This is a genomic window from Micromonospora olivasterospora (assembly GCF_007830265.1).
GTDB lineage: Bacteria > Actinomycetota > Actinomycetes > Mycobacteriales > Micromonosporaceae > Micromonospora > Micromonospora olivasterospora.
Window position 1 is genome coordinate 1,550,061 of record NZ_VLKE01000001.1, and the last position, 18,870, is coordinate 1,568,930.

Consider the following 18,870-nt stretch of genomic DNA (forward strand, 5'->3'; position numbering starts at 1 on the left):
TCTCGCCGGGGAGGGGGTCGATCGTGCTCCGACAGCAGGATGTGGGACACCGGATCGTGGTCCGGCGGATTGTGGGGATTCACGAAGGCCGGCCCCTGTTCTCCGACGCGCTCGGCGAACTCGTGGAGCTGAATGATACCCACGTCACACTCGTGACCGAGCAGGGGCGGCTGCGGGTGCCGGTCGGCGAGGTGCACCGGGCCAAGCGGGTGCCCGCGGCCCGGCGGCCGACGGCGGCCGCGGTGGTGGCGCTGGAACTCGCCGCCGACGAGGCGTGGCCGGCCCCGAACCGGGGTCGGCTGGGCGACTGGCGGCTGCGCAGCGCCGACGGCTGGACCGGGCGGGCCAACTCGGCGCTGCCGGTCGGCGACCCGGACCGGCCGCTGCCGGCCGCGCTGGACGCCGTCGAGCGCTGGTACGCCGAGCGCGGGCAGCCCGCCATGGTGAACACGCCGCTGCCGCTCGCCGCGCCGGTCGGCGCCGAACTGGACGCGCGCGGCTGGTCGGGCCGGCCGCCGGTGCTGGTGCAGACCGTGGCGCTGGCCGCGCTCCCGCCCGCCCCGCCGGCCCGCGCCGACCTGCCCCCGGTCGCGCTGGCCGCCGCGCCGTCGGACGACTGGCTCGCGGTCGCCGCCGGCCGCAAGGGGGGCCTGCCCGACGCCGCCCGGCACGTGCTCACCGCCGTGGACCGGGTCCGCTTCGCCGAGGTGTACGCGGACGGCGAACTGCTCGCCGTCGGCCGCGGCACCGTCACCGGTGCGGGGCGATGGCTCGGCCTGACCCTGATCGAGGTGCTGCCGCACGCGCGCCGGCAGGGCCTGGCCACCCGGGTCCTGCGTGCCCTGACGGACTGGGGTGCCGGGCTCGGGGCGACCCACGCCTTCCTCCAGGTCGAGCAGCGCAACACCGCCGCCGTGGCGCTCTACCGGTCGCTGGGCTTCGCCACCCACCACACGTACGTGACGCGGGTGCGGCCCTGAGACGGGCGGGGCGTCAGCGGCGGACCGGGCGGCGGGGCTTGGCCGCCTTGATCTCCGCGTACCGCTGGAGCTGCACGGAGCGGTGGTCGCGGCCCAGCGCGGTGAGGGTGAGAAAGCCGACCAGGACGCCGGCCCCGGTGGCCGCCAGGTAGAGCCAGACCTGGAGGAAGAAGGTGCCCGCGCCGTTGCCGAACGGGTTGGCCCCGACCAGCAGCGGCCCGACGAGGACGGTGAGCAGCAGCGCGATCGCCACGGCGGCCGCCACGTCACCGGCCCAGCGGGACACGGGGCGGTCCTGCCCCCAGCGGAACGCGGTCACGGCGAGGACCACCCCGATCGCGAGGAACATCGCCCACGTGACCCGGTCGGCGGCGCTGTCGTCGCCCTCGAAACCGAGCTTGATGACCACCCGGGCGACCACGTTGACCGCGAACAGCGAACCCGCGAGCACGCCGACCGCCCGCCACCGACCCTTCATCGCACGCCTCCCGCCGCACCGCCCGCCCCGCCGACGGGCTCCTGGCAGGAATGTCTACCACCGCGAGCCGAGCGCGTCATCACCCGTCGCGACGAACCGGCGGCGGGGCGAGGACCTGTCGGAAACCCATGACCGCGAACGTCATCGCCCCCGCGACGATCATCACCAGGCCGACCCAGTTGTCCCCGGAGAGCAGCAGATCCCCCTCGCGGGTCCGCACGGCCGCCGCGCCCATGAGCACGAACCACGGCGTCGCGGGCAGCGCCAACGCCCACCGGCGGCCGACCGCCGCGTGGGCGAACCACGCCAGCGCGACGTTGGCGAGCACGGCCACCGCCACCGACACGCCGATCAGGTGCCCGGCCACCCGGACGGTGGACAGGATCAGCTCCAGCACGCCGGTGACCGTTGCGGCGGCCACGGCCACCACCCCGCCGGCCACCCGCAGGGCCACGTCCAGCAGCCGCCGGTGCCCGCCCGGCGCGGGCGGGGCGGCTTCCGGCGGGACGACCGACATCGGCGCGGCGGGGAGCGTCACCGGACGCCGGCCGCCACGACCGGGGCCCGACCGGCCTCGCCGTCGAGGCCGAGCCCGGCGAAGAGGTCCTCCTCCCAGCCGTACGGGCCGACGCCCGGTCCCTTCTCGCCCACGGCCAGGGTGAAGTACTCCACCCCCATGAACTCGGCGCCGAAGTTCCCCGCGATGGCGTAGAGCCACGAGGTGGCCGGGATCTGGGTGGCGTGCGCCCGCATCGCCGCCTCCTTCGCGGCGTGCCGGTCGGTGGCGTCGACCCGGGCGGCGATCTCCGGGTCCGGGGTGCCGAACGGCAGGTCGTCGATGTGCTCGATGCCGGCGAACGGATTGTCCGACGACTCGGCGAAGTGCGTCATGCCGGCCTCCAGGACGCTGCGCGGCATCGCCGTCCAGTAGACCTTGGCCGGGGCGATCCCCTCGGCGGCGGCCAGCTCGACCGCCCGCATCGCCACCCGGTGCGCCTGGATGTGGTCGGGGTGGCCGTAGAAGCCGTTCGGGTCGTACGTGACCAGCACCTGCGGGCGCACCTCCCGCATGATCTCCAGCAGGTGTCCGGCGGCCTCGTCGAGGTCCGCCCGCCAGAAGGCCCGGGGGTGCTCGTTGGTGGCGAGCCCCATCATCCCGGAGTCGCGGTAGCGGCCCGCCCCGCCGAGGAAGCGGTGGTCGGTCACGCCGAGCGCGGCGCAGGCCTCGGCCAGCTCGCCGATCCGGTACCCGCCGAGCTGGTCGGCCTCGGCGGCAACCAGCTGGGCCAGCTCCGGCACGTGGACTTCGCCCTCCTCGCCGAGCGTGCAGGTCACCAGCGTGACGTGGGCGCCGAGCGCGGCGTAGTGCGCCATCGTCGCGCCGGTGCCGATGGACTCGTCGTCGGGGTGCGCGTGGACCAGCAGGAGGCGGCGGTCGGGCAGCGTCGTCACGACCGTCACTCTAACCGGCGGTTCACCCCCCGCCGTCCCCGACGCGTCCCCGCAGGTCGCCCACATCACCCCCGGGCCCGCTCTACGATCCGACGTGTGGACTTTCCGGAGCTGGCCGCCCGCACCCGCCGGTTCAGCCACGGGGCGCCGCGCGCCGTCTCCGTGGCCGACGACGGCTCCCGGGTGACGTTCCTGCGCTCGGCCGGCCCGGAGGAGCCCGCCGACGCGCTCTGGCTCCTGGACACGGCCACCGGCGAGGAGCGGCTGGTCGCCGAGCCCCGCGCCCTGCTCGGCGCCGACGCCGACCCGGCCGCGCTCTCCCCCGGCGAGCGGGCGCTGCGCGAACGGCTCCGGCTCAGCGCCGCCGGCATCGGCTCGTACGCCCTCGACGCGGCCGGCCGGGTGGCCGTCTTCGCGCTGGCCGGGCGGCTGTTCCGGGCCGACCTCGTGCACGGCGACGTGATCGAGGTGGCGGCCGTCGGGCCGGTGCTCGACCCGCGCCCCGACCCGACCGGCGAGCGGCTGGCGTACGTCACCGACGCGGCCGACGGGGTGCGGCGGGGTGAGCTGCGGGTGGTGGCGCCGGACGGCACCGACACCATGCTGGCCGGCGAGGACGGCGGGGTGACGTGGGGCCTGCCCGAGCACATCGCGGCCGAGGAGTTCGACCGGTACCGGGGCTACTGGTGGGCCCCGGACGGGCGTTCCGTGCTCGCCGCCCGGGTCGACGAGTCGCGGCTGCCGCGCTGGCACCTGCACGACCCGGCGGATCCGGCGAGCCCGCCGACCGTCGTCGCGTACCCCGTGGCCGGCGGGCCGAACGCCGAGGTCAGCCTGCACCTGCTCGACCTCGACGGCGGCTGGGTCGACGTGCACTGGGACCGGGAGACCTACCCGTACCTGACCTCGGTCGACTGGGCCGACGGCAACCCGCTGATCACGGTGCTGCGCCGGTCCCAGCAGCACGGCCTGGTGCTCGCGGTGGACCCGCGCACCGGCGAGACGCAGGTGCACGCCGAGCTGGCCGACCCGCGCTGGGTGGAGCCGATTCCCGGCACGCCGGCGCACCTGCCGGACGGCCGGGTGCTGGTGGGCGGCGAGCTGGCCCACGACGGGTACGACGCCCGCTGCCTGTTCGCCGACGGCACCCTGCTCACCCCGCCCTCGCTGTACGTGCGCCGGGTGGTGGGCCGGCTGCCCACCGGCGGCGGCCCGGCCGACCTGCTGGTCGAGGCGAGCGAGGGCGAACCGAGCCAGCGGCACCTGTACCGGGTCCGGACGCTGATCGGCGGCGGCGTGGACGCCCGGCGGATGAGCGGCGCCCCGGGCTGGCACACCGCCGCGGTGGGGGGCGACACGCTCGTGGTCGGCACGGCCTCGCTGGACCAGTCGGGCACGACCTGGTCGGTGTGGCGGGGCGACCGGGAGGTGGCCAAGCTCCGCTCGTTCGCGGCGACCCCGCCGTACGCGCCCCGGCCGCTGATGGTGCGGGTCACCGACCGGCGGCTGCCCAGCGCGGTGCTGTACCCGACCCAGCACGTCAAGGGCACCCGGCTGCCGGTGCTGCTGGACGTCTACGGCGGCCCGGGGCACCAGGAGGTGACGGCCACCCGGTCGGCCTGGCTGGAGCGGCAGTGGTGGGCCGAGAACGGCTTCGCGGTGGTGACGGTCGACAACCGGGGCACCCCCGGGGTGGCCCCGTCGTTCGAGAAGGCGGTGCACCGGCGGGTCGCCGACGTGGTGCTGCTCGACCAGATCGACGCGCTGACGGCGCTGGCCGGCAAGCACCCCGACCTGGACCTCGGGCGGGTCGGCGTCCGGGGCTGGTCGTTCGGCGGCTGGCTGGCCGGGCTGGCGGTGCTGCGCCACCCGGAGCTGTTCCGGTGCGGGATCGTGGGCGCCCCGGTGACCGACTGGGCGCTGTACGACACCGCGTACAGCGAGCGCTACCTGGGCATGCCGGAGGACGGGGCGGACGTCTACGCCCACCACTCGCTGGTGGAGTTGGCCGCCGAGCCGCCGGTCGAGGGGGAGCGGGCCCGGCCGCTGCTGCTCGTACACGGCCTGGTCGACGACAACGTGGTGGCCGCGCACACGCTGCGGCTGTCGGCGGCGCTGGTGGCGGCCGGGCGCCCGCACTCGGTGCTCCCGCTCACCGGCGCCACCCACATGGCGGCGGGCGGCCTCGCCGAGCGCCTGCTGAAGCTGGAGCTGGACTTCCTCCGCACGCACCTCGGCTGACACGGTGCGGCCCCCTCGCACCGCGTTGGGCGAGGGGGCCGGGTCCGCGCCCGAGGGCGCGGCGTCATCGCGGAACGGTCACTGCTTGACGTACGCGTTCACGAAGGACGGGTAGCCGAAGACGCTGGAGATGAAGATCCCGCCGACCCTGGACCCGTGCACGTTGTAGGCCACGTCCACGAAGAGCGGCACCACCGGGGCGTGCTCCTTCATGATCCGCTGGTCGAGCTTGGCCCACTCCGGCCCCTGCTTGGCCGGCTCCAGGGCGAGGATCCGGTCGAACTCGGCGTTGATCGCCGGGTCGTTGAAGTACGACTGGTTGCTGTTGCCCTCGGCCTTGATGGTCCGGCCGTCGTAGAGCACCGGCAGGATCGACGCGCCGCTCGGCCAGTCCGCCGCCCAGTTGCCGATGTACAGGTCCCAGGGGTTGTCCTTCTTCTTGACCTCGTCGAGCTTCGAGTCGTCCGGGATGTTCCGGACCGTGATCTTGAAGCCGGCCCGCTCCAGGTTGGCCTTGAGCTGGGTGCCCATCTGCTGCTCGGTCGTGTTGTCCGCGACGCCGAGGACCAGCTCCGGGGTCTGGCCGCCGAGCAGCTCCTTGGCCTTGTCGAGGTTGCCGGTCGGCCCGGCCGGGTACGCGTCGTACGCCTGGTAGCCGATGGTGGCCGGCGGCATCAGGGTGGTCAGCGGCTGGGCCACGGTCTGGCCGCCCAGCGCCTTGACCATGCCCTCCCGGTCGATGGCGTAGTTCAGCGCCTGCCGGATCTTCAGGTCGGTGATCCGCTGGTTGTTGATGACGAGCTGGTTGGCGCTCGGCGTCGGGGAGAGGATCGTCCGCGACTTCAGCGCCGCGTCCTGCGCCACGCGGGCGACCAGCGAGGCCGGCACGACGTTGAAGGCGATCGCGCTCTGGTCCGCGCCGTTGTCGGCGATCACCCGGTTGTTCGCCGCGTCGGCGGTCGGGCCGAAGCTCCACACGATCTGGTCCGGGTACTGGTGGCGCACCGCGTCGGTCTTCGGGTCCCAGTGGGGGTTGCGGTCCAGGGTGAGCTGGACGCCGACCTGGTTCTTCGCGACCTTGTACGGGCCGGAGGAGAACGGCCGCTGGTCCAGGTTGACCCCGGTGTCCTGGTCGGGCTTCAGCGGCGCGGAGGTGGGCAGCGACACCGCGAACGGCAGGTCACAGCGGGGCTTGGCGAACTCGAAGCGCAGGGTCTTCGCGTCCGGGGCGGTCAGGCCGGGCGGCAGGGAGCCCTTGTTCTTCTTGAAGTCCCACTTGGTGTCGAACTGCGGGCTGTCGGCCAGCCACTCCTGCACGTAGGTGGGGCCGCCGGTGAGGTCCGGGTCGAAGGACCGGGCGATGCCGTACGCGATCTCCTTGGCGGTGATCGGGCTGCCGTCCTCGAACTTCACCCCGTCCTTGATCTTGAATTCCCAGACCTTGCAGTCGTTGTTGACGTTCGTGCCCGGCGTCTCGGCCAGGTCGCCGACGAGGACCAGGCCGCCCTTGCCGTCGTCCTTCCACGTGGTCAGGTAGCGGGCGAAGAGCGGGTTGGTCATCAGGCCCGCGAACGAGTACGTCCGCTGCGGGTCCAGGTGGGAGATGGGGGTCTCCCGGATGATGGTGAGGGTGCCGCCCTTCTGCGCGCCGGCCACCTCGGCCGCCGGACCCTGCGAGTCCTTCGGGTCGCTGGCGATCACCCCGGTCTGCTGCCGGTTCGTGTCCACCGTGGTGCCCTCGCCCGTGTTCTCCGAGCACGCACCCAACGCCACAACCAGAGCGATCGCGCCGCCTGCGGCGGCCGCCACGCGTGGTCGCATATCCTACCTCCTCCACCCAAATGCCGCCGGGCGGAAACGCCGACGTCCCGAGGATCGTAAAGAAGAAAACCTGCAAGTTGTGTAACAGTTGGCGATAACTTTCATCGCCGGCGCGTGCTGGTCAGCGCAGCCGCACCCGGGGGTCGATGGCGGCGTACAGCAGGTCCACCACGATGTTGGCCACCACCACGAACACCGCGGCGATGAGCACGGTGGCCATGATGGTGGGCAGGTCACCGGCGCGCACCGCGTCCACGGCGGTACGCCCCAGCCCCTGGATGCCGAAGGTCGTCTCGGTGATGACCGTGCCGCCGAGCGCGCCGCCCACGTCCAGCCCGGCGATGGTCACCACCGGGGTGATCGCCGCGCGCAGCGCGTGCCGGCCGTACACCTTGGGTTTGTTCAAGCCCTTGGCCCGCGCCGTGCGGACGAAGTCCTCCGACAGCGTCTCCAGCATCTGGGCCCGCGACAGCCGGGCGTAGATCGCGGAGAAGAGGAAGGCCAGCGCGAGCCAGGCGAGCACCAGCCCGCTCGCCCACTTCACCGGGTTGTCGAACAGCGAGGTGTAGCTCGGCACCGGCAGCAGCCGCAGGTTGTAGACGAACACCAGCAGCAGCACCGCGCCGACGAAGTAGAGCTGCAACGACGCCCCGGTCAGCGAGAAGCCGATGGCCAGCCGGTCCAGCCAGGTGCCCCGGCGCAGCGCCGAGACCATGCCGAGGCCGACGCCGAGCAGCAGCCACAGGATCGCCGCCGGGATCACGATGCTCAGCGTCACCGGCAGCACCCGGGCGATCGTGTCGCTGACCGCCTCGTTGCTCACGTACGACCAGCCCAGGCAGGGCGCGTCGCACCGGCCGCCCTGGGCGCTGCCCAGGTCCCGCCCCGTGACGATGCCCTTCATGTAGCCGGCGTACTGGGTGACCAGCGGATCGCGCAGGCCCAACTCCTGGCGGACCCGCTCCAGCCGCTCCGGGTTGCAGTTCTTCGGGCACATGCCGCTGACCGGGTCCCGGGGCAGGGCGAAGAACATCAGGAAGCTCAGGACGCTGACCGCGAACAGGGTGAGCGTGGCGGACAGCAGCCGCTTGACCAGGAACCGCGCCATCAGAGCCTTCCTTCATTCGCGACTGCGGGGCTCCGCTTCGCTGCACTCCTCGCGCTCATCGGCAGCCTTCCTTCATTCGCGACTGCGGGGCTCCGCTTCGCTGCACTCCTCGCGCTCATCGGGACACCCCCTACCGGGACGACTTCGGATCGAGCGCGTCGCGCAGCGCGTCGCCGAAGAGGTTGAAGGCGAACACGAGCGCGAAGATCGTGATGCCGGGGAAGAAGACGTACGCCGGGTCCGTCTGGAGGTAGTCCAGGCTGCGGTAGATCATCCGGCCGAAGCTCGGCGTCGCGTCGGTCAGGCCGACCCCGATGAACGACAGCGCCGCCTCGCTGGTGATGAACTGCGGCACCGCGAGCGAGAACGACACCAGGATCGGCGCCCAGATGTTCGGCAGGAGCTGACGGAACAGCATGTGCCCCAGCCCGGCGCCGCTGGCCCGCGCGGCCTCCACGAACTCCCGCTCGCGCAGCGCGATGACCTGCCCGCGCACGAGCCGGGCGGTGCTGGTCCAGTTGAACAGCGCGAAGATGCCGATGAGCACGCCGATCTGGAACGCGGGCGGCACCGCCTCGCGCTCGCCGTAGAAGCGCAGCGCGACCGTCGGGGTGATCGCCAGCGCGATGATCAGGAACGGCATCGCGAGGGTCAGGTCCGTGATCCAGTTGAGCACCGCGTCGAGCCAGCCGCCCAGGTAGCCGGCGAGGGTGCCGAGCACGATGCCGATGGCCGCGGTGATCACCGCGGCGGTGAACGCGATGAACAGCGACGTACGCAGGCCGTGGACCATCCGGATGAAGATGTCCCGGCCCAGGCCCGGCTCCAGCCCGAACCAGTGCTCGCCCGTGACGCCCCCGGCGTAGCCGAGCGGCATGCCGAAGCCGTCGAGCCGGTGCTGGAACTGTTCCCGCGGGCCGACCCCGTACAGCGCCTCGATCAGCGGGACGGCGAGCGCCACCAGCACGAAGAACGCCAGCATGCCGGCGCTGATCATCGCCGTCCGGTCCCGGCGCAGCCGGGCCCAGGCGAGCTGGCCGGGCGACCGCCCGACGAAGCCCTTCGGATTCGCCTTCGGGTCGGCGCCGTCGCCGGAGGACTCGATCTCCGCCAACGCCACGCCCTCGACCGGGGACAGGCTCACCTCGTCACCTCCTCGGCGCCGACGCCGACCGCATCCAGTTCGGGAAAGTGGCAGGCGGTGTGCTGGCCGCCCGCCGCGGGCGGCTCCAGGGCCGGCTCCCGCGTGGCGCAGACCTCCTGCGCCTTCCAGCACCGGGTGCGGAACCGGCAGCCCGACGGCGGGTCCAGGGGCGTCGGCACGTCGCCGGCCAGCCGGATCCGACCGCCCGGGCCGAGCGCGGTCACGTCCGGGATCGCCGACAGCAGCGCCCGGGTGTACGGGTGCTGCGGCCGCTCGTAGATGTCCGCCCGGTCGCCGATCTCCACGATCTTGCCGAGGTACATCACCGCGACCCGCTGGCAGAAGTGCCGCACCACGGCCAGGTCGTGGGCGATGAAGACGAACGCCAGCCCCAGGTCGCGCTGCAGGTCGCGGAGCAGGTTGATCACCTGCGCCTGGATCGAGACGTCCAGGGCGGAGACGGGCTCGTCGGCCACGATCAGCTTCGGCCGCAGCGCCAGCGCCCGGGCGATGCCGATGCGCTGCCGCTGCCCACCGGAGAACTCGTGCGGGTAGCGGTTGTAGTGCTCCGGGTTGAGGCCGACCAGCTCCAGCAGCTCCTGCACCCGCTTCTTCACCCCGCCGGGCGGGTCGATGCCGTTGACCTGCAACGGCATCGCCACGATCCGGCCCACCGTGTGGCGGGGGTTCAGCGAGGCGTACGGGTCCTGGAAGATGATCTGGAGGTCCTGTCGCAGCGGACGCAGCTCGCGCCGCCCGGCGTGCGTGATGTCCCGGCCGGCGAACTCGATCCGCCCGGCGGTCGGCTCCAGCAGCCGCACCAGCATGCGGCCGGTCGTGGTCTTGCCACAGCCGGACTCCCCGACCAGGCCGAGCGTCTCGCCGGGGCGTACCTCGAAGTCCAGGCCGTCGACGGCGCGCACCACGCCCTTGGTGCGGAATCCGTCGCGCACCGGGAAGTGCTTGGTCAGCCCGCTGACCTTCAGCAGGGACTCGGTCATCTGGGCCTACCTATGTTCGCGACTGCGGGACTCCGCTTCGCTGCATTCCTCGCGCTCACTACTGGACCCGCCTTGTTCGCGACTGCGGGACTCCGCTTCGCTGCATTCCTCGCGCTCACTACTGGACCCGCCTTGTTCGCGACTGCGGGACTCCGCTTCGCTGCATTCCTCGCGCTCACCGAGCCACCCCCACGTGTGCGACGTCCTCCCGATACAGCCGGGTGCGCTCCTCGGCGGGCAGGTGGCAGGCGACCAGGTGGCCCGCCTCGCCGGCCGGGCGCAGCCCCGGCACCTCCGTCCGCGAGCGCTCGCCGTTGCGGTCCGCGTAGCGGCAGCGGGGGTGGAAGGCGCACCCCGGCGGGAGGTTGATCAGGCTTGGCGGATTGCCGGTGATGGGCACCAGGTCCGCGTCCGCGTCGCCGTGCAGGGACGGCACGCTGGAGAGCAGACCCCAGGTGTACGGGTGCTGCGGCCGCCGGAGCACCTGTTCCACGCTGCCGTGCTCGACGGCCCGGCCGCCGTACATCACCAGCACCTCGTCGGCGACCTGGCTGACCACGCCGAGGTCGTGGGTGATCAGGATGATCGCGGAGTGGAACTCGCTCTGCAGGTCGGCGAGCAGGTCCAGGATCTGCGCCTGCACGGTGACGTCCAGCGCGGTGGTCGGCTCGTCGGCGATCAGCAGGTCCGGGTCGTTGACCAGGGCCATCGCGATCATCGCCCGCTGCCGCATGCCGCCGGAGAACTCGTGCGGGTACTGGTCGTACCGCTTCGCCGGCTGCGGGATGCCGACCCGGCCGAGCATGTCCACGGCCCGCTGCCGGGCCTCCCGCCGGCCGGCGCGCGGGTGGTGCACCCGGTACGCCTCGGCGATCTGCCGGCCCACCGTGTAGTACGGGTGCAGCGCCGACAGCGGATCCTGGAAGATCATCGCCATGTCCCGGCCGCGCAGCCGGCGTACCTCCTCCTCGGGCAGGCCGACGAGCTGCCGGCCGCCGACGGAGATCTCGCCGGTGATGGTCGTGCGCTTGGCGTCGTGCAGGCCGAGGATCGCCAGCGAGGTGACGCTCTTGCCCGAGCCGGACTCGCCGACGATGCCGAGCGTGCGCCCCCGCTCCACGGCGAAGGAGACCCCGTCGACCGCGCGGACCGTGCCGTCCTCGGTGCCGAAGCGCACCCGCAGGTCGCTCACCCGCAGGTACGGCCCCTCACCGCCCCGCTGCTCCGGCACGCTCGGGCCGTCGTCCGGTTGGCCGGACGGCGCCGGTGCGGGCTTGTCCACGACCGCCTCCCTCAGTGACGACGTGAAGAGAACCTACAACACATCACTGAGGGCGAAAATAAGCTACAAGCGGCGAGCTGTCAGCGGGGCCCAGCGTAACGACTCCACAACGCCGTCACTACCCCTGAACTGGGCCTTCCCTCGCCACGACCTGTCGGCCTCCGCCGCACGTCGCACTGCGGGTGCGACGATGATGGTTGCTGACACAGGAGGATTTACGCCGCCGCCGGCATCGAGTGGTACCTGCTGGTCGAGCAGGACACCGGCTCGCTGCACCTCTACCGACGCCGGGGCGCCCACTACGCGGAACACTCGGCGGCGAAACGGGGCGAGGTGCTGGAGCTGACCGGGCCGGTGCGGGCCAGCATCCGCCCGGAGGATCTCGTCCCCTGACCGGCGGCGGTGAGGCGGTCGGGCTGGTCGCGTGACCCGCCCGTTCAGCAGGGGTCAAGATGATTCACCTACATCAAACCTCACTCCGCGCTCGTAATGCACTTGAACATCAAGCCTGGGCGCAGGATGTCGCGGTGCCGGAGTATCGCAGGGTAACTGATACAGAGTGGGTGTACAACGACTTCTGAATGAGGCTGCGGGCATGGCTGATCTCGTCCGATGGCAGCGCGGCCAAGACGTTCTCCAGCGGATTCACGCGGCGCGCGTGGTCGAACCCCTGGACGTCATTTTCCGACATCCCCGTGATGCCTTGAGAGTTGTCGACCGCGAGCGTGGTCGTGGGCATGCCAGCACGGTCCGATGATTGCTCACGCTGCGGGCGGTACAGCATTTTGCGAGCCATCCCGTAGTGAGCTGCGGACAGCTTCCGCCGTTCTTCGTAAATGTCGTGCGCCGCGACCAGGACGGACACGGTCAGGTCGTCGAATGGTTGGGGTTTGGCCATGCTGCGCTGAATGACCTCGGCGAGCGTCGGCGCGTCGGCCGCCTGGTCCAAGCGCTTTCCTTCAGCGGACATCATCGACCCGGACCGAGCGCGCACCCATTGCTTGTGTCTGGTCTGCGGCATACCGAATATGGCGTCCCGTGCCAGCGACTCCACTTCATGTGGGCCGCTTGGAGCCTCCGCCTTAGATTCCCACGGCACACCGAACTGTCGTATCTGGTTCATAAAAACGTCAACGGAGAATTCTCCCCGTGGATCCTGCCCGCGGCTAAACGTCGCCATCCGCTGACGAAAGCTCCGCAGGAACGAGTGACTAGCGAGTAGACGCGACAGTGACTCTTCCGACAGCGCTGACACCGTGCCAGAAACGATCGGGTCCAGCGACCCGTTGGCCGCGGAGCCGAGTGCCGCGCCGACTTTGAATAGTTCCCACAGCATCACTTCGCTGGCAGTGCCGGTCCACGTACGTACCCGTGGGCCGTCGAATATGCCCTCGGACCGGCTGTGCAGGTCACCATCGAGGCGGACCTCGACCGTAGGAACGTTCCAACTGATGATCGACGTGAACGACTGCCACGGTGGGTGCCCAGAAGCAGATTGGACGGCGAGGCCGGCGTAATAGTGGCGGAAAGAAAGGTCGCCAGCCGTCGTACTGTCGAGCACAGCGTCGGTGCGGCCGTGGACTAGTGCGAGTCGTACCAGGGCACTGCCCCAGAAGCCGAGATCGACGAGTAGTCGCCGACAGGTCGGCGGGGGCACGTGGTCCGGGCGCGCCGGCAGCGCAGCGAGACGATGGCTCATGTCGGCGGCGAGCTGCCCGAACGCGGCAAGGCTGTCGAGTGCTTCGGTGATGCGCGCCGGTAGATGATCGAGAGTCCAGCGGGAGATCGGTTCGGAGTAGGTATCCATGCCGGGGCCGTCCATCGATAGAAGCGAGTGGGACGCGAAGGTCGGCGCATCAGGTGAGCACCGGTCATGCGATCGTCATCACCGACTGAGTGATCAGTCAATCATTCGATTGGCCCGTCTGTCTCGCCAGCTACCACCGCTCGCCTCACGGCCAACGCCGCCGCTCGGGCGCGACGAGGACACGTCGTCACGCGCGCGGAGCGCGCCGACCGCGGCGCTCTGCACAGTCTTTGGTTCCACGCCCGACAGCGGTCCTTCCACGAACTGCCCGGCGGTCGCACGTGGCTCCGCCCGCACGAAGACGTCGAGGATGCCGGTCCGGTCGCCTAGGGTCGGGGCCATGACCGGATTCGACGCGGCGTCCGCCGCCGTGCAGGCCGCCCTGGACGCGGGCGCCCGGTACGCCGACGCCCGGGTGATGCACCGCCGGTACGAGTCGATGTCCGCCCGCAACGGCGAGATCGAGGAGCTGACCCAGGACGAGAGCCTGGGGCTGGGCGTCCGGGCGCTGGTCGGGTCGAGCTGGGGATTCCACGCCGTACCCGAACTGTCGGGCCCGGCGGCCCGCGACGCCGGCCGGCGCGCCGCGCGGATCGCCACCGCGAGCGCGCGGGTCCCCGGCCCGCCGATCGACCTGGTGCCGAGCGCGCCGGCCACGGCGAGCTGGTCGTCCCCGTGCGAGGTCGACCCGCTCGGGGTGGCCCTGTCGGACAAGGGCGACCTGCTGGTCGGCGCCACCGCGACGATGGCCGCGCACGGCGCGGACGTGGCCGAGGGGCTCTACCAGATCTGGGACACGGCGAAGTGGTTCGTCTCCAGCGAGGGGCACCGCATCGACCAGCGCACGGCCTGGAACTTCACCGGCGGCGCGTCCGGCTGACCTGTCGGATCGGCGGTTTTCCGGCCCCCGGAGACACGGGGCAACACCCTGCGCGAACAGCCTGCGGAGATCGGCGTAACGTGTGTCAATTAGCTGCGCCGGTACGCCTGGTGCGGTCGGTGGGGCCGCGTGACGTGCAGCGGGATGCGGGTTCGCCGGTCCGCGTGCCGACCGGAACATGATGCCGCCCGTTGAGGGCCCGTCAGGGAGACGACTCGAATGACATCAACGGCAACGAGGCCGCGGGGAGCGCGAGCGCGCGCCGCCATAGCGGCGAAGACGTTGCGGACGGACCGCTGGTGGTTTGCCCCACTGATCACCGTCGTCGGTCTCACCGCCTGGGTCGCGTACGCGACGGTCCGGGTCTTCATGCACGACCACTACTGGGTCGACGCGTACCACTACCTGACCCCGTTCTACTCCCCCTGCGTCACCGAACGGTGCGTCGAGGGCTCCTCGCACTTCGGCAGCTTCCTGCCCGGCTGGTGGATCGTCCCGGACGCGGCGCTGACCCTGCCGTTCCTGCTGCTGTTCCGGCTGACCTGCTACTACTACCGCAAGGCGTACTACCGGTCGTTCTGGCTGTCGCCGCCGGCCTGCGCCGTGCCGGACGGGCACCAGTCCTACGGGGGCGAGACCCGGTTCCCGCTGCTCGGGCAGAACCTGCACCGCTACTTCTTCTACGCCGCCGCGATCATCTCGCTGATCAACACATGGGACGCGATCCTGGCCTTCCACTCGCCGAAGGGCTTCGGCTTCGGCCTGGGCAACATCATCCTGCTCGGCAACGTGGTGATGCTGTGGGCGTACACGATCTCCTGCCACTCCTGCCGGCACATCATCGGCGGCCGGCTCAAGCACTTCTCCAAGCACCCCGTGCGCTACAAGGCCTGGACGGGGGTCTCCTGGCTGAACGTCCGGCACATGCAGCTCGCCTGGATCACCCTCGGCACCCTGGCGCTGACCGACTTCTACGTCATGGCGGTCGCGGCCAACTGGTTCCCCGACCTGCGGTTCATCAACTAGAGGGCCTGACATGACCACCACGAATCGCATCGAACGACACCACTACGACGTGGTCGTGATCGGGGCCGGCGGCGCCGGCCTGCGCGCGGCCATCGAGGCCCGGCTCGCCGGCAAGAAGACCGCCATCATCTCCAAGTCGCTGTTCGGCAAGGCGCACACGGTGATGGCCGAGGGCGGCGCGGCGGCCGCCATGGGCAACGTGAACGCGCGCGACAACTGGCAGGTCCACTTCCGGGACACCATGCGCGGCGGCAAGTTCCTCAACAACTTCCGGATGGCCGAGCTGCACGCGAAGGAGTCGCCGCAGCGGATCTGGGAGCTGGAGACGTACGGGGCGTTGTTCGACCGTACGAAGGACGGGAAGATCTCCCAGCGCAACTTCGGCGGGCACGAGTACCCGCGGTTGGCGCACGTCGGCGACCGGACGGGCCTGGAGCTGATCCGCACCCTCCAGCAGAAGATCGTCTCCCTCCAGCAGGAGGACAAGGCCGAGTTCGGCAGCTACGACGCGCGGATCAAGGTCTTCGCCGAGACCACGATCACCGAGCTGCTGCTCGACGGCGACCGGGTCGCCGGGGCGTTCGGCTACTACCGGGAGTCCGGCGAGTTCGTCCTGTTCGAGGCGCCGGCCGTGGTGCTGGCCACCGGCGGCGTCGGCCGGTCGTACAAGGTCACCTCGAACTCCTGGGAGTACACGGGGGACGGTCACGCGCTGGCACTGCGCGCCGGGGCGACGCTGATCAACATGGAGTTCCTGCAGTTCCACCCGACCGGCATGGTCTGGCCGCCCTCGGTGAAGGGCATCCTGGTCACCGAGTCGGTGCGCGGCGACGGCGGCATCCTGAAGAACTCCGACGGCAAGCGGTTCATGTTCGACTACGTCCCCGACGTCTTCCGCAAGCAGTACGCGGAGACGGTCGAGGAGGCGGACCGCTGGTACACCGACCCGGACAACAACCGGCGCCCGCCGGAGCTGCTGCCCCGCGACGAGGTCGCCCGCGCGATCAACAGCGAGGTCAAGGCCGGTCGGGGTACGCCGGCCGGCGGCGTCTACCTGGACATCGCCTCCCGGCTGCCGGCCGACGAGATCAGACGCCGCCTTCCGTCGATGTACCACCAGTTCAAGGAACTGGCCGACGTCGACATCACGAAGGAGCCGATGGAGGTCGGCCCGACCTGCCACTACGTGATGGGCGGCGTGGAGGTGGACCCGGACTCGGGCGCCGCGTACGGCACCGTGCGCGGGCTGTTCGCGGCCGGCGAGGTCTCCGGCGGCATGCACGGCTCCAACCGGCTCGGCGGCAACTCCCTGTCCGACCTGCTGGTCTTCGGCAAGCGGGCGGGCGGCCACGCGGCCGCGTACACCGACCAGCTCACCGCACGCCCGAAGGTGTCGGTGGCGGCGGTGGAGACCGCGGTGGAGACGGCGCTCGCGCCGCTGCAGCGGGACACCGGGGAGAGCCCGTACAAGCTCCAGCAGGACCTCCAGGCGGTGATGGGGGATCTGGTCGGGATCATCCGGCGGGAGGGCGAGCTGGCCGACGCGCTGGAGCGGCTCGCCGAGCTGCGCGAGCGGGTGGCGAAGGTCAGCGCGGCTGGCGGCCGGCGCTACAACCCGGGCTGGCACCTCGCACTGGACCTGCGCAACATGCTGGTCGTCTCCGAGTGCACGGCGAAGGCGGCCCTGGAGCGTCAGGAGTCGCGCGGCGGGCACACCCGGGAGGACTTCCCGAAGATGGACCCGAAGTGGCGCCGGGTGAACCTGGTCTGCTCGCTGGACGGCGACGCCGTGCGGCTGACCCAAAAGCCGCTGCCGAAGCTGCGGCCGGAGCTGATGAGCCTGTTCGACCGCGCGGAACTGGCCAAGTACCTGACCGACGAGGAGCTGGCCGAATTCGACGCCCTCGCTGAGGAGGCGGGCAAGTAATGGGAACCAAGCGTCACTTCCGGGTCTGGCGGGGCGACGAGAGCGGCGGCGACCTGCAGGACTACCAGGTCGAGGTCAACGAGGGCGAGGTCGTCCTCGACGTCATCCACCGGCTCCAGGCCACCGACGCGCCGGACCTGGCCTGCCGGTGGAACTGCAAGGCCGGCAAGTGCGGCTCGTGTTCGATGGAGATCAACGGGATGCCCAAGCTGGGCTGCATGACCCGGATGTCGACCTTCGAGGAGAACGAGACGGTCACGGTCACCCCGCTGCGCACCTTCCCGGTGATCCGGGACCTGGTCACCGACGTCTCGTTCAACTACGAGAAGGCGCGGGAGACCCCGGCGTTCGCGCCGCCGCAGGGGGTGGCCCCGGGCGACTACCGGATGCAGCAGGTGGACGTCGAGCGCTCGCAGGAGTTCCGCAAGTGCATCGAGTGCTTCCTGTGCCAGAACACCTGCCACGTGATCCGGGACCACGAGGAGAACAAGCACGCCTTCTCCGGTCCGCGCTACTTCATCCGGGCCGCGGAGCTGGACATGCACCCGCTCGACGCCCGGACGGACCGCAAGGAGTACGCGCAGGCGGAACAGGGCCTCGGATTCTGCAACATCACTAAGTGCTGCACCGAGGTCTGCCCCGAGCACATCAAGATCACCGACAACGGGATCATCCCCATGAAGGAACGGGTCGTCGACCGCAGGTACGATCCCCTTGTGTGGCTCGGTAGCAAGATCTTCCGGAGGGGTCAGGTGCCTCAGACCAACGTGACCAGCGCCCAGCACGGCGGCGCGGGGCTCTCCGCAGGGCACTCTGGCGTCCAGCGTGGCGCGTCGGCGCACTTCAGCCCGGCGCCCGGCGGCGTGCACTCGCACGCGGGCGGTTCGCACGACCCGCACGCGGAGGAGCAGGCCCAGACGGGCGTCAACTGGCACCGCGAGGTGCCGCACCCGACCGCTCCGGCGGTGGGGGAGAACGGCCGGCTGCCGCTGACGGAGCTGACGTTCGACCGGGCCGCCGCGCCGTCGCCGTTCGGCGACGACGTGAAGTTCCCGCTCCCGCCGGGGCACCTGAACTTCGCCCACCCGGAGCAGGACAAGCACTGAGCGAAATGACGACGACGGGGGCCACGGCAGATGCCGCGGCCCCCGCCCCGTTCCCGGCCCCTCGTCCCGTTCCACCCCGCGCCGATCTTGCACTTACCGCCCCGACAAAAGCCGCATCGCGCCCATTTCGGGGGCCAAAAGTGCAAGATCGCGGGGAAGGGAGGCGCGGTCAGGGGTTGGTGAGCAGGGGGCGGAGGGCGGCGACGATCGGGGCGTCAGCGGGGAGCCAGGTGACGGTGTCGAGTTCGGCCGCGGAGAGCCAGCGCAGCGCGGAGTGCTCCAGGGCCTTGGGCTGGTCGCCGTGGAGCAGGCGGGCACTGTACACCTTCAGCACCGAGCGGCCGTGGGCCATCCGCACGTTGCGGCCGACCCGCTCGCCGACCTCGACGCGTACGGCCAACTCCTCGGCGCACTCGCGGACCAGCGCGGCGGTCTCGCTCTCCCCCGGCTCAACCTTGCCGCCGGGGAACTCCCACATCCCGGCGACCTCGGGCGGTGCGGACCGGGCGCATGCGAGCACGCGCCCGTCCGCGATGATCGCCGCCCCGACGATGACCTTGATGTCCCGCCGTTCGGCGTGTCCGTTGTCGCTAGCCCGTTCGGTCCGCACGGGCGTT

General features: G+C 71.3%; 16 protein-coding genes and 1 pseudogene. 7 read left to right on the plus strand and 10 right to left on the minus strand.

Annotated features, from left to right (window positions below):
* The first annotated feature begins 23 nt into the window (after window positions 1-23).
* Complete coding sequence (locus JD77_RS06915; protein ID WP_145773546.1) at window positions 24-980, plus strand: GNAT family N-acetyltransferase; 957 nt, start codon at window positions 24-26, stop codon at window positions 978-980.
* A 13-nt stretch (window positions 981-993) separates the two neighbouring features.
* On the opposite strand, the gene JD77_RS06920 is transcribed toward JD77_RS06915, so the two are convergent.
* The 3 genes from JD77_RS06920 to mshB all read right to left on the minus strand — a co-directional run bounded on the left by JD77_RS06920 (window position 994) and on the right by mshB (window position 2,919).
* Entirely contained in the window at window positions 994-1,458 is a 465-nt protein-coding gene (locus JD77_RS06920; protein WP_145773547.1) for a hypothetical protein, read from the minus strand.
* Window positions 1,459-1,537: 79 nt separating this feature from the next.
* Entirely contained in the window at window positions 1,538-1,975 is a 438-nt protein-coding gene (locus JD77_RS06925; RefSeq protein ID WP_145777451.1) for a hypothetical protein, read from the minus strand.
* A 17-nt stretch (window positions 1,976-1,992) separates the two neighbouring features.
* A complete protein-coding gene (gene mshB, locus JD77_RS06930; protein ID WP_211372504.1) occupies window positions 1,993-2,919 on the minus strand; it encodes an N-acetyl-1-D-myo-inositol-2-amino-2-deoxy-alpha-D-glucopyranoside deacetylase in 927 nt (308 codons plus the stop codon).
* A gap of 87 nt (window positions 2,920-3,006) precedes the next feature.
* Between mshB and JD77_RS06935 the strand changes: the two genes are divergently transcribed.
* Window positions 3,007-5,151, plus strand: a complete 2,145-nt coding sequence (locus JD77_RS06935) for a S9 family peptidase (RefSeq protein ID WP_145773549.1) — start codon at window positions 3,007-3,009, stop codon at window positions 5,149-5,151.
* Between the two features lie 78 nt (window positions 5,152-5,229).
* On the opposite strand, the gene JD77_RS06940 is transcribed toward JD77_RS06935, so the two are convergent.
* The 5 genes from JD77_RS06940 to JD77_RS06960 all read right to left on the minus strand — a co-directional run bounded on the left by JD77_RS06940 (window position 5,230) and on the right by JD77_RS06960 (window position 11,456).
* Window positions 5,230-6,972, minus strand: coding sequence for an ABC transporter substrate-binding protein (locus tag JD77_RS06940; protein WP_145773550.1), 1,743 nt, complete (start codon window positions 6,970-6,972; stop codon window positions 5,230-5,232).
* A 121-nt stretch (window positions 6,973-7,093) separates the two neighbouring features.
* Entirely contained in the window at window positions 7,094-8,080 is a 987-nt protein-coding gene (locus JD77_RS06945) for an ABC transporter permease (protein WP_145773551.1), read from the minus strand.
* A gap of 130 nt (window positions 8,081-8,210) precedes the next feature.
* Window positions 8,211-9,224, minus strand: a complete 1,014-nt coding sequence (locus tag JD77_RS06950; protein WP_145773552.1) for an ABC transporter permease — start codon at window positions 9,222-9,224, stop codon at window positions 8,211-8,213.
* Window positions 9,221-10,225 carry an ABC transporter ATP-binding protein gene (locus JD77_RS06955; RefSeq protein WP_145773553.1) on the minus strand — a complete coding sequence of 335 codons (1,005 nt, stop codon included), beginning with the start codon at window positions 10,223-10,225 and terminating at the stop codon, window positions 9,221-9,223. The genes JD77_RS06950 and JD77_RS06955 overlap by 4 nt, the downstream gene beginning before the upstream one ends.
* A 175-nt stretch (window positions 10,226-10,400) precedes the next feature.
* Complete coding sequence (locus tag JD77_RS06960; RefSeq protein WP_246141231.1) at window positions 10,401-11,456, minus strand: ABC transporter ATP-binding protein; 1,056 nt, start codon at window positions 11,454-11,456, stop codon at window positions 10,401-10,403.
* Window positions 11,457-11,720: 264 nt separating this feature from the next.
* Between JD77_RS06960 and JD77_RS06965 the strand changes: the two genes are divergently transcribed.
* Complete coding sequence (locus tag JD77_RS06965) at window positions 11,721-11,900, plus strand: PDDEXK family nuclease (protein ID WP_145777452.1); 180 nt, start codon at window positions 11,721-11,723, stop codon at window positions 11,898-11,900.
* Between the two features lie 109 nt (window positions 11,901-12,009).
* Here the strand turns inward: JD77_RS06965 and JD77_RS06970 are convergent, their stop codons facing one another.
* Entirely contained in the window at window positions 12,010-13,314 is a 1,305-nt protein-coding gene (locus JD77_RS06970) for a hypothetical protein (RefSeq protein WP_145773555.1), read from the minus strand.
* Window positions 13,315-13,654: 340 nt separating this feature from the next.
* On the opposite strand from JD77_RS06970, the pseudogene JD77_RS06975 reads away from it, so the two are divergent.
* From JD77_RS06975 to JD77_RS06990, 4 genes and pseudogenes are all read left to right on the plus strand, one after another.
* Window positions 13,655-14,158 (plus strand): annotated as a pseudogene (locus tag JD77_RS06975) (PmbA/TldA family metallopeptidase); the annotation flags it as partial.
* A 255-nt stretch (window positions 14,159-14,413) separates the two neighbouring features.
* On the plus strand, window positions 14,414-15,220 hold the full coding sequence (locus JD77_RS06980; protein WP_145773556.1) for a hypothetical protein: 807 nt from the start codon (window positions 14,414-14,416) through the stop codon (window positions 15,218-15,220).
* A 10-nt stretch (window positions 15,221-15,230) separates the two neighbouring features.
* Window positions 15,231-17,147 carry a fumarate reductase/succinate dehydrogenase flavoprotein subunit gene (locus JD77_RS06985; protein ID WP_145773557.1) on the plus strand — a complete coding sequence of 639 codons (1,917 nt, stop codon included), beginning with the start codon at window positions 15,231-15,233 and terminating at the stop codon, window positions 17,145-17,147.
* On the plus strand, window positions 17,147-18,253 hold the full coding sequence (locus JD77_RS06990) for a succinate dehydrogenase/fumarate reductase iron-sulfur subunit (RefSeq protein WP_145773558.1): 1,107 nt from the start codon (window positions 17,147-17,149) through the stop codon (window positions 18,251-18,253). Before JD77_RS06985 ends, JD77_RS06990 begins: the two co-directional genes overlap by 1 nt.
* 169 nt (window positions 18,254-18,422) lie before the next feature.
* Here JD77_RS06990 and JD77_RS06995 read toward each other — a convergent pair whose 3' ends face one another.
* Entirely contained in the window at window positions 18,423-18,863 is a 441-nt protein-coding gene (locus JD77_RS06995) for a (deoxy)nucleoside triphosphate pyrophosphohydrolase (protein ID WP_145773559.1), read from the minus strand.
* Window positions 18,864-18,870: the final 7 nt, after the last annotated feature.